Origin of the sequence: Marinomonas pontica, assembly GCF_036322735.1 — a bacterium.
GTDB classification, from domain to species: Bacteria; Pseudomonadota; Gammaproteobacteria; order Pseudomonadales; family Marinomonadaceae; genus Marinomonas; species Marinomonas pontica.
The window spans coordinates 2,474,516-2,486,571 of record NZ_AP027271.1; the positions used below are offsets into that span (position 1 = coordinate 2,474,516).

6 protein-coding genes and 2 tRNA genes are annotated in these 12,056 nt (G+C 46.6%); 2 read left to right on the forward strand and 6 right to left on the reverse strand.

Features of this window, described 5'->3' with window-relative positions:
• Nucleotides 1-118: 118 nt before the first annotated feature.
• From recD to AABA11_RS11620, 4 genes are all read right to left on the reverse strand, one after another.
• The gene (gene recD, locus AABA11_RS11605) at nt 119-2,053 is read right to left on the reverse strand and encodes an exodeoxyribonuclease V subunit alpha (RefSeq protein ID WP_338268093.1); all 1,935 of its coding nucleotides are present in this window, start codon (nt 2,051-2,053) and stop codon (nt 119-121) included.
• Nucleotides 2,040-5,717 carry an exodeoxyribonuclease V subunit beta gene (gene recB, locus AABA11_RS11610; protein WP_338268095.1) on the reverse strand — a complete coding sequence of 1,226 codons (3,678 nt, stop codon included), beginning with the start codon at nt 5,715-5,717 and terminating at the stop codon, nt 2,040-2,042. The genes recD and recB overlap by 14 nt, the downstream gene beginning before the upstream one ends.
• The gene (recC, locus tag AABA11_RS11615; protein ID WP_338268096.1) at nt 5,714-9,085 is read right to left on the reverse strand and encodes an exodeoxyribonuclease V subunit gamma; all 3,372 of its coding nucleotides are present in this window, start codon (nt 9,083-9,085) and stop codon (nt 5,714-5,716) included. The genes recB and recC overlap by 4 nt, the downstream gene beginning before the upstream one ends.
• 114 nt (nt 9,086-9,199) lie before the next feature.
• Nucleotides 9,200-9,275 (reverse strand) — tRNA-Ala (locus AABA11_RS11620).
• 247 nt (nt 9,276-9,522) lie between these two features.
• On the opposite strand from AABA11_RS11620, the gene AABA11_RS11625 reads away from it, so the two are divergent.
• Both AABA11_RS11625 and AABA11_RS11630 read left to right on the forward strand, forming a co-directional pair.
• Nucleotides 9,523-10,749: an EAL and HDOD domain-containing protein gene (locus AABA11_RS11625; protein ID WP_338268098.1), complete on the forward strand. Its 1,227-nt coding sequence runs from the start codon at nt 9,523-9,525 to the stop codon at nt 10,747-10,749.
• 75 nt (nt 10,750-10,824) lie between these two features.
• Nucleotides 10,825-10,909: transfer RNA gene (locus AABA11_RS11630), tRNA-Leu, on the forward strand.
• A gap of 59 nt (nt 10,910-10,968) precedes the next feature.
• Here the strand turns inward: AABA11_RS11630 and AABA11_RS11635 are convergent.
• Together AABA11_RS11635 and AABA11_RS11640 are read right to left on the reverse strand one after the other, a co-directional pair.
• The gene (locus AABA11_RS11635; protein ID WP_338268099.1) at nt 10,969-11,400 is read right to left on the reverse strand and encodes an acyl-CoA thioesterase; all 432 of its coding nucleotides are present in this window, start codon (nt 11,398-11,400) and stop codon (nt 10,969-10,971) included.
• A gap of 104 nt (nt 11,401-11,504) precedes the next feature.
• The gene (locus tag AABA11_RS11640; protein WP_338268102.1) at nt 11,505-11,942 is read right to left on the reverse strand and encodes a hypothetical protein; all 438 of its coding nucleotides are present in this window, start codon (nt 11,940-11,942) and stop codon (nt 11,505-11,507) included.
• Between the last annotated feature and the right edge of the window lie 114 nt (nt 11,943-12,056).

Genomic DNA, 12,056 nt, shown 5'->3' on the forward strand with positions numbered 1-12,056 from the left:
CGCCGCTTACCCTATCACAAAAAAACCATGGCAAGAATCGCACATTTCGATTATTTAGCCTGATGTTTTACAAGCTTTTTTGATGCGTTTCTCATTAGTGGAGGCGAATACATCAATATCAATCCCAAAGCGCGCTAACAAGCCCAGAATATCGCTGAATGCGTGTACTGGTTGCTGCCCGAATGAGTCCGCTCCCTCCCCACAAGGTGAACGATTTTTTCGCCCGAGTGATGCCTGTATAAAGCAACTCTTTGGTCAAGACTGGCGATGGCGTCAAAGGCAGCAACAAAGCAACTTGATCAAACTCAGAACCTTGGGATTTATGCACTGTCATTGCAAATACCACTTCAAATTCACTCAAACGACTCGGCAACAAGCCGGTAAAAGAGCCATCAGGCTGCATAAACCAGACACGAAGACGCTGAAATTCATCAGGCATACAAAGACCGATATCACCATTAAACAGCCCCAATGCCGCATCGTTTCGGGTTAGCATCACGGCTTTCCCTGGATACCAAACATGCGGGTCTTTTACTCGCCCACGCTGATAGAAGTATTGCTCTAGTTGCGCATTGATCTTCTCGACACCAAACTCGCCTTGGCGAACCGCAGTCAAAATCTGATAACGGGAAAACACCTCATAGAGCTTGGTAATGTCTAGATTCTGGCGCACCGCCTCCCAATAGTTATCGTAACCTTTAGCAAGAGTCGCAATATCAGCTTTAGTTTGCCCTTCTTCTGGTACTCGCCACTCTACATCGGCGTAATTAGATTGAAGACAACCCAATACCGCTTGGCTATCACCTGCGTTCATCGCTTTTGCCAAATGACCGATACCGCTATTCGCATCAAAGCGATAACTGGTGCGCAGCAATGTCAGCGCTCGACTTATTGGCGGTGCCGACGGATTACCAAACGGCGCCAGATTTTCCCCAGTAAGATGACTTAGTCGCTCAGCCCATTCTGGTTGAAAGTAAACCTCTTCGATGCCATAAGATAAATCCCCTAACACACTGCCCGCTTCTACCGAGGCGAGTTGATCTTTATCGCCTAATAAAATCAGTCGAGCATGAGGTGGCATGGCATCAATCAACTTCGCCATCATGGGCAAATCCACCATGGACACTTCGTCCACCAGCAACACATCCAGATGCAAAGGATTTTCTTTATTATGCTTAAATCGACTACGCCCAAAATCGCTACCCAATAAGCGATGTAAGGTGCTAGCTTGTTCAGGAATGGCACGTTTAATGTCATCGCTTAATGGCAAATCCGCTTTGGCCTTTGAGATAGACTCCGTCAATCGCGCCGCCGCTTTACCGGTTGGTGCGGCCAGCTCGATACGTAACAACTTACCTTCCGCAAATGATTGAGCCACCAGCAAGGCCAACAAGCGCGTCACAGTGGTTGTCTTGCCAGTTCCGGGACCACCGCTGATCACAGAGAAAGGCAAACTCGCCGCATTGGCAACCGCGACTTGTTGCCAATCCACTGTATCGGATTGGTTAGGGAATAGTTGCGCTAACAAATCTGCATTCACAGCATAAGGCGCAACAGAAAATTGACCTTTAAGATAATTCAGCACTTGTTGTTCATATTGAAAATAACGATACAAATACAAACGCGTGCCTGCCAATACCATAGGTCGTTCAGCTAAGCTTGTCGCAGAAGACACCAAGCGACTTGCTTGCAGAGATTCGCACCAAGCAGAAACGCTATTTACGCCGCTAGGATGTAATGCCGTTCGTAACTCGTCTAAATCAATACCTTCTGGCGGACGTTGCCAAATGGTCGCTAGATCGATACAAATATGCCCCGCACCAAGATACGCACTGCACAAAGCGCCAGCGATATAAACCGCGCTCTTATTGTCATCTGGATTGCTTTCTTTCGCATGTTGCGCCAGCTGCTCAATCCACTGGCAATCAATCGCTCTTAACACGCCCTTGGCTTGCCAAGCAGACAAACTGAATGACGTCGTAGCAGATGGACTTTCCTCAAGCGCTTTTTCATCAAGAGCGTCGAGCAAACCTAGCTGATTAGAAAAGTCCATATTGTACCGCCTCGTGATTTTCTGGCTTATCGCTTTCGCCACTAAACAGCTTGTCTAAAGCGGTAACATGCTCAAGACTTAAGCGGCTTTGGAAAACACCGTTTTTTTGTTCAGGCTGCATACCGCGGAGAAACAAATACACCACGCCACCCACGTGTTTTTCGTAATCGTAGTGTGGCAAACGCTGCTTTAACAAGCGATGCAACGCCAAGGTATAAAGCTGATATTGCAAATCGTATCTGTGCTCGGCAATGGCATGAACCAATTTCTCTGGTTCGTAATCAGCAAAGTCGTCGCCCAAATAGTTCGATTTATAATCCAACACGTAATAGCGCCCTTGGTATTCGAACAGCAAATCGATAAAGCCTTTTAGCATGCCTTTTAACGGACGATCCTGAATCATTGGCGCAACACGAGACACCTCATCGTGTTCGCGAGAAATACGATCCAATTGCAAAGCATTCATGCCAGTCACCGGAATAAAAAACTCCATCTCTTTTCGGCAAGCCGATGGCGACAAACTCCCTAAACTCATTCCCGCCATTAGCTCAGTATTCACTATGTCTGGCAGCCATTCGCTCAATACATCTTGCCATTCATCAAAACCCTGACGTTCATAAAAATCCGCCATTAACTTATGGTGACTGGTTTTTAATAAATCGTTAAAGCTCGGATTGCTCGATACATCATGAAGCGCTTTGCCTTCCAGTGTGTCATGCAAGAATGTCCCCGGCTTGGCGCCTTTGGGGAAAGTAAAGCGATTTTGCTCTGGCGCTTCTTGACTGTCTTTTACATCAACGTCTTCCGCCAATGGATCCAGCAAGCGTGTGGTTTCATCCAAGCCAGGCACACTTTCGTCGTGTTGCTCTTTGTCTTCTACCACCAGCGAGGAATAACTTCCCACCCACCAATCTCGTTCCACGCGTCCGGTAAAGGTTCTTGCATGAGGCTCGGTCAATTGCGCCTGATCCATCTTGAAGCGCGGCAAACGCGGTGGTTCCTCAGGCAATTCCAGCAAGCCCATTTGTCCATTTTGGTAGCGCTCACAAAGACGTTCGATACTTGGGTACAAGTCACCAGCTTCCAGCGGCTCGCCTTCGCTAATCAAAGCGCCAACGCCACTAAGGTGAACATCTGATACAGCGCCATGGGATTTATTCGCGCTTTTACCCACTTCCATCGAGCCAATAAAACACGCCTCTTTGGAACGCGTTAACGCCACATACGCCAAGCGAATTTCCGCTGCGTACAGTTCTTCTTTATGAAGCTCGGTTTGCGTTTCATCAGGATCAATAGCAATCCACAATTGTTGTTGCGCATCGTGATACAAAGCCGATTTTTCTTTATCTCGATATGGTGTAAACGCAAACGGCAAATACACGATGGGGTATTCCAAGCCCTTACTTTTGTGAATGGTGACAATTCGTACCAGTTCCGCATCGGTTTCAAGGCGAATCTTTTGCTCGTCACTGTTGCCATTCGGATTTTGAATCGCCAACCTGAGGTAACGTAACACCCCTTCTTTAGAATCTAACTCAAGAGATTTTTGCTGTAACTTTTCGGTTAAATGCAAAAAGTCGGTTAAGCGGCGTTCACCACCGGTATGACTTAGCATGTTCGCCGCTAAAGCCACGTCCTGCATAAACTCGCGCAACATGGGTAACAAGCCTTGTTTGTCCCAAATTTCTAGATAATCACGGAAAGCTTGCCCCCATTTTTCGTACACGACATCGTCGTGATTCAGCGTGTCCAAGTCTTCCAATGACCAATCGACCAAGCTGGTTGCCAAGGCGGAACGCAGCTTGCTTTCTTGCCCATTGGATAAAATCGCCGTCAACACGATCAGTAGTTCTCGCGCCTCAACGGTTTCAAACACGGAGCCTTTATCACTCAAGTACACGCTGGCAATACCGCGTTGGCGTAACGCGTCTTTTAGGGCATTGGCTTGGCTAAAGTTGGTTACCAACAAGGCAACGTCTTTTGGTCGCACGCCTTGGCCATCAATCAGCGCCGCGCCTTGCTGACCTTCCAGTAAGATTTCATGGAGATGCGCCGCGCAGGATTCCGCCATGGTTTGACGATACTCTTTCGACGAAACTGGCTCGTCACTGCGTTGATACAAAAACTGTAGTGCGGCTTGTGTTTGACCTTGTCGAGAAAAACCACCTTCAACACCACGGTCTTGTACTTCGACAAAGGGAATCCCTGTGACGCGAAAGGGTTCCGCTTGCGTAGTAAAAAGTCCATTAACAGACTGAATCATGGCCGCAGAAGAGCGATAATTGGTCGCCAAAGAGTACACAGCGTCTACCCGTTTTTTTGCTGCCAGATAGGTATAAATATCCGCACCACGAAAGGCATAAATTGCCTGTTTAGGGTCGCCGATCATGATCAAGCCAAGCGTATTTTGATCCACCGTCGCTGGCGCATAAATCGTCGAGAAAATCCGATATTGCACCGCATCGGTGTCTTGGAATTCATCGATCAAAGCAATGGGATAAAGGTGACGAATACGTTCCGCTAATTTACCTGCTTCGTCTTGCGTCAGCGCCACATCAAGGGAAGTAAGCAAATCGGTGAACGTCAGAGATTGTGTGCTGCGCTTCCAGCGTTTCATACGTTCTTGGGTTTGCTGCCACAACTGAGTCAGCAAGACTGCTTTTAATCGCCCCGCATCGGGAAAGCTTTCACGCAGCGCCTGCACCAAGCCAAAGAATTCGTGAGCAGGCAGGTCACCGCCTTTACTCAATCGGCTGGCATGTTCATTGGTGTCGAATTTCTCTAAACTCTTATCCAGTTCAAAACGCGTCGAGTTCGCCCATTGAGTCATGGCCTGAATGTCTTTCGACGGGTCTTTACGCCAAAAGTTGCGTTTAATGCCACTGCGCTCAAGGGCATCAATAATATCTTGCGACTGACTCAACCACATGGCGCGCACCGCCGCCATGGTTTCTTGTGCCTGACTTAACGCACTTTCCCAGTCGTAATCTGGTACAGCAATTTTGGCGTCAGGCTGATTATTCAGTAAATATAAGTCTTTCAACAAGGCGTCTGGATTCGACCAAATTGGCTGAATCAAAGCCGCTTTGGTGTCGTCCATTGGATAAAACACACTACGCCAAACGTCTTTCACTGCCATAGACAATGGCGCCAGCTCGTCGGTCTCAATGGTTTGTTGGAACAACATGCGGCTTTCAAACGCGTTCTGACTCAGCATGCGCTGACAAAAGCCATGAATGGTGAACACCGCCGCTTCGTCCATTTGCTTTTCGGCATACAGCAATTTTTCAATGGCACCAGCGCGTTGCTCCGCTGACATTTGCGCCATCCAATCCGCGAGAAATACATCGCCACTTTCGCCCTGCAATAAGGCTTTTCGCGCCACGCGTATGCGTCCACGAATACGGGCTTTTAGCTCGGCGGTGGCGGCTTCGGTAAAGGTCACCACCAAGATTTGGTCAACTGTCAGCGGTTTATCTAAATCTCCGCTCTCCCCAGATAAAGACGGCCCAGTTGGCACCAGCAAGCGCAAATACAAGTTGGCAATAGTGTAGGTTTTCCCCGTGCCTGCACTGGCTTCGATTAGACGTTTGCCAAACAATGGGAAGGTTAAGGCGTTGAGCTGCTCAGGAATGAGAGTTTGTGGCTCTGCGGAATGACTCATTCCATTACCTCCAAATGACGATGCATGGGCAACCAAATTTGCTCACACAAGGCGACAAATTGTTCCTTTTGGCGATTTAAATCAGGGAAATAACGCTGCCAATAAGCATCGTCCACTTCACTCCGAGTAAAAGCACTGCTGTTGTCTTGGTAAGGCTTCAATGCTTGCTCCCAAGCGATATCCGCGTCTTCTTGCGCTTTGCTCGAACAATAGCTTTTACACCAGGCGTCAGCACTTTTGGCCGGTAAGGCAATCGGCTGACACAAGCCTTGCTGCAATAACGCCAGCATAGTGTTGAGATAGTCTTGAGCATCCTTCGGCGGGATAACAATAAAACTGTGCTGTAGCAATTTACCCGTTTTGCTCAGATTAATAAGATGATGCTGCTTGGGCGTACCTTGCGCACACAAAGCCAAATGTTCAATCCACGCCTGCATTTTTTGATGGGCGGATAAATCGCCAATGCGATAAGACAAGCGTGTCGTCGCCGTCGGCAAATCCAACCAAGCTTGCAAAACAATACTGCCAAGGGCCAAGTTCACTTCAATCGGTTCACATTCTTCTAATGCATAACCTTGCAACACAGAAAAAAGCTGCTGACATTGACCGCGACTCTGCTGCAAAGACAATCGACCTAACGCGCCATAAGGCAACGCGCCCATTAGAGACAAACGTTCAATAAATTGATCTTCATCGCCTTTTAGCATGGCTTGCAACAAACCTTCGCGTAACTGATAACCTGCCAAGCCATCCAGTGCGAACGGCTCGTCTTCTTTCTCTTCCTCTTCTTGCAAGCTCAAATAGGCTTTTAATCGACGCTGGGTGAAGTAACGCGTCGGATGACCAATAAAGCGTGACAACTCATCAAGGGCAAGCTCTAACCTTGGCTGCTCTAAACCATCCAACGGTGAAAACTCGAAATGCTCATCATCCATAGGAACACTCAACAAAGCTGGCAACCATTGTTCGTCATAGCTGTACAAACGTTTATCAGATGCCTGCGAATTGACATCTAAAGACGGTTGAGACGAATAATACGCCGCGTTAAATGGCTGCAACGGATGTTCAAGAATCAGTTTTTCTAACAAGGCTTTCTGTGCCTCGTCTGGCGCTAATGCTTGATCGCCTTCAAACACACAACTTTGGCCGATGTATTCCAGCAATTCACTTACTAAGATAGACGGATTTTTCTCACTGTTGTCTTGAATACTGCGACCCACATAACTGATATAAAAACAATCTCGGGCAGACATTAGGGCTTCAAGGAACAAGTATTTATCGTCTTCTCGTCGGCTTCGGTCACCACTGCGATATTGCCCAACCATCAAGTCAAATCCCATCGGTGCAACACTGCGAGGGTAATCCCCTTCGTTTAAGCCCAATACACAAATCACTTTAAACGGCACAGACCGCATGGGCATCAAGGTACAAAAATTCACTCGACCTGCTAAGAAGCGCTGACCGCCTTGAGATTCTTGCAACAAAGGCGACAACAACTGGCGGATAACTTGCTGATCCAACGGGGCGTCAAAATGCGCTTGTTGCCATTGCAGGGTCAAGGCGTCAAGCTGCTTAGTCAGTAAGACCTGAAAGGCATCGTCATCTTTCAATAAGAAGAAACGCTCTGCCAAATAATACAGAGTCGAAATCCATTCTTTCGGCGCGAGGGATTTCATCAATTTCGATTGAGCATCATTAATAGCGACCAAAAACTCTGCGAGTTTACCGGCCACTGACGCTTCTAAGCCTTCCACATCACCGTAACTTAGCGTGCCTTCCCAAATATGGTCGTGACCCATGGCGTAACCCAGCAACATGCGACGCACGCCATTCAGCCAAGTATGGGATTCTTGTATTGGCAGATCATGTTGCTGCGCGGTTTTGCCATCTAGCCCCCAACGAATACCCACTTCTGTCGACCATTGGCGAATACGCTCTAATTCATCGGCGGTTAATTCAAAACGCGCCAACACCGCTGGGACTTCTAATACGCTGATCAATTCGGACAAGGTGAAACGACTTTCGCCTAAGCCAAGCAAATACAAATAGGCGTCAACAATTGGGTTTTCCATGCCGCCAGATTGGTCAATCAAGGCAAAGGGAATCTGCTTTGATCTTCCGAAAACAGCCTTAACAAACGGGCTGTAAGTATTCACATCGGGCAACATGACAATGACGTCTTTTGGCGTCAAACTCGGATCACTCTCGAACATTTGCAATAGCTGATCATGTAAGACTTCCACTTCACGCAATGGGCTGTGACAACGATGCACACGAATGCTTTGATCATCAGCAGTAATCGAATGGCGATACTCGGCATTGGTAATGCTGGCATCTCGCTCTTGTTTCGATCCATGATTTTCTAGGGTTAGCACATCTTGCTGAATCCATTGCAGCAAACCGCTCGATTGCTCACTCAGATAATCTTCAAAGACTTCCAATTCGTTGTCGGCCATTTCTTGGAGCTGAGCAATGTAGTCTCGACCTAGACGCCCCCAGCTTGCCAGTAGCGGATTGGCATCAAGATGCAAAGTATCAGTACTCAACCCTGGCTTAAGGGTTTGGCGTTTTATTTCTCGACCTAAGTAATGCTTGTCGACCACATCCCCCCAGTAAAAACGACAAGGGTTCTGCAAGAACAAATGCACATCAATCCAGCCAGCAGCGGCTAACACACGAAGAGATTCAAGGGTATTGGGTGGCAAAGAAGACACACCGAAAATAAAGATACGCTCTGGAACGCCAACAGGTCGCGCAGAGGATTGTGTCGTGTCATGCAAGGCTTCAATCAGATTGCCACGATGATAAAGCGAGGTTCCTTGCTGGCTGACATCGGCAACCAAATCACGCCAAAAAATGGCTTGCCAAGGTTGCTGCTCAAAGATCGCTTTCAGTTTAGAATCTTGTGCTTCGCCACCTTCCCAAGATTTGATCCAATCTGGGCGATACACCAGATATTGATCGTAAATATCGGCAATACTGCTGCATAACTGGAAACGACGAATTTGCGTGTCATCTTCTTCAAGATACCAGCTAAGCGCCTGAAACTCTGGCTCATTAAGGCGAGAATCCAACAAGCGCATTAAACGCCACACTAAGAAAGGCTTGTTAAATTCGCTTTGCGAAGGAATATCGTCCAAGGTTTGCGCAAAGGTTTGCCAAACAAAGGTAGAAGGCAGAGGAAACACCAAACCTGCGGCAATGGAATGCGACTCAGCCAAAAACATCTTCAGCCATTGCGCCATACCGGGGTTTTGCACCAAAATGGATTCATCATCAAAGGGGTTTTCTGGTGGTGAAACAGCTAAAATTTTGGCAAGTAACACGGCTAAATCCTCTAGACGGTTACCTGTATAAAGTTGAAACATGCACGAATCCTAGGCTTCAAAAAGGATCTTAATAAAAATACCATTAAGCCTAACCTTGGATGCAACAAAAAAGAAGAACTGAATGATTTAATTAAAGGAGAAAAGGAAGTTGATTGGTGGAGCCTAGCGGGATCGAACCGCTGACCTGTTCGCTGCCAGCGAACCGCTCTCCCAGCTGAGCTAAGGCCCCACAAAACGCTAAGCGTTGGTGGACTGAATGTCCTGAGAAGATCAAAGATTATTTGAACGCGATGAATTCTATGGATGCTTTTAACAGGTGTCAACCTTTTTGACAGGCTATGAATTATTTTTTCCCAATAATTAAAAAGCATTTCACCACATTCCTCGTTGCCATACTCCAGAGAGGTATGTTTTTATAACTGCCTGTTTTGAAGAAGCAAAACAACCACCAAAAAGGCAATTAAAAAGAGAAGTATATGATCGAATTTCCAACGGTCTTAGATGATCTAATGATGGCTCAGCAACCAATCTTGAAAAAATCAAAAGACATCTTTGGTTATGAGCTTTTATTCCGTGGAAAGGACGCCTTAAATGCCAATATTTCGGACGGAGAATCCGCGACCAGCCAAGTATTGGTAAACTTATGCATTGGCATAACCAAGCTAGAATCGCAACTAAGAAAGCCTTTTTTTGTCAATATGACAACCGATTTAATGCTGTCTGATGCCTTCTTCCCGATCGATCCAGATACCGTTTACATCGAAATCCTAGAAAGCCAACAGCTCACACCAGACTTCTTTGAGGCCTTAAAGAAATGGCGATCAGCAGGCTATCGCTTTGCCTTGGACGATTATCTGTTTGACGCAAATTACGAAGCTTTATTACCGTGGATTTCAATTGTTAAAATAGATGTATTAGCGACTCCGCCAGAAAACTTCCTGGTTCAAATCGCCGAACTAAAAGCCCGAGGCTTAATCCTGCTCGCCGAGAAAGTCGAAAACGTCGAGATGTTCGAACTCTGCAAAAAAATTGGCTTTGACTTATTTCAAGGGTATTTCTTGCAACGACCAGAACTGATCAAGGGCAAGAAAATAGACTCCGCGACTCATGGCGCGATTGAATTGGTTAATGCCCTACAAGACAAAGACATTAGCATCGAAGCCATTACCGAGCTGGTGGGTAAAAATCCAAAACTGTCCTATCAACTATTACGAATTTTAAACAGCCCAGTCTGTGGCGTGTCCAAAACCGTTGTATCTATTAAAGAAGCGGTTATATTTTTAGGTTTAGTTCAACTTAAAAAGTGGGCATTGCTCATCACGCTCACGTCTTCCACTAACCAGCCTAAAGCCCTGTTAAAAATACTCCTCACTCGGGGTCGTTGCTGCCAACTACTGGCGCAAAGCAACCAGTCAGATTTAGCCGACACAGCGTTTATGGTCGGACTTATGTCTGGCATTGACGCGGTATTCAACGTTGAGAAATCCGTCGTGCTGGAACAAATCGCCCTAGATAAACACTCTAGGGCTGCCATTATGAGCCAAACCGGAGAATTAGGCAGCTATTTAAGCCAAACACTCAATTGCGAAGAACAAAACTGGGATGATATCCAATCCATGACCCCACAAAAAAGAACAACCTTAAACAGAGCATTTTTAGACGCAATGTTATGGGCCGAGGAAGTCATGCTATCGATAAATTAAAAAAAACATTTATTTTTCACTTAAACGATTGACACTCATAGAAAAAAACATAAAATACGTTTCACCTTTTTCAAGGCCAGTGTGGTGGAATTGGTAGACACGACGGATTCAAAATCCGTTGCCTTCGGGTGTGGCGGTTCGAGTCCGCCTACTGGTACCAACATTAAAAAAGCGCTTACTTCGGTAAGCGCTTTTTTTTGCTCTCAATTTTCCTTTAGGTTAATGATCGTCAAATCCATGCAGCACATAATCTGGTAAATCTTCTTCTTTCGGAATCGGTGTCGACGCTCCAGTTTCATCAATTGCGACAAACTTAAACATACCTTCGGTTACTTTTTCACGCTGACCAATACGGCCACGTCGCACCCAAGCTTCCACAAGGATATTCATAGATGTACGACCAACGGATTCAACCCTGGTATACACCCCCAAAATGTCGCCAACTTTTACAGGACGGATAAAACTCATTCCATCCAAGGCTACCGTCACCACACGAGACTGCGCGCGCTGCCCTGCACAAATCCCTGCCGCGATATCCATTTGAGACACAACCCAACCACCAAAAATATCACCCGCAGGATTAGTATCCCCCGGCATCGCCACCGTCCTAGTCGTAAGACGACCTTTTGCCTTTTCTTCTAATCCCGACATACCACACTCTCACCCAGTTTCGATCATTTACTTAAAAATGCACAATTCAAAAAATAATATCACAAGGCCGCAAAAAACCTTATACAGTGCAGCATAAAATACCACTACTTTTCAGCTGACAACTCATAATGAATCGCCGTTCCCGTCACCTCTGCAGTTGGAAAAGAAAAGCTCGAACCAATTGATGTACCAACACCACCCGCACTGCTGACAGCAACTCCCACACCTGTGCCTAAACGCCGAAAAGACAACTGAGTCACACCATCCAATATCACGCCATTCGCACCAATCTTGGCAGCTTGCTCTTTCAACTCTTGAGTGGCTTTCTCTTTTCTCGACTCTTCCGTAAAACCACCATCACTGGACGCTCTCACCGTGCCAATCACGTCATAGTCAAACGCTGGCGCTTCTTCAAACACAGTCACCTGATCTACTTCAATCTCCGGCATCTGCTGCCCCGTCACGACGTGAGACCCAGTAGAACAGCCAAGCAACAGCACAGGTAACACCAATACAGACAAGCATTTAATAGAATTGATCATCACAGCACCTCACCTTAGAAGCTTAAATAATAACAGTCTTACACAAAGACCACGAAAGCAGATTGATAAAAGTATGAATATCCCACCAAAAGGCAAACCAATAAGCCCAGTCTC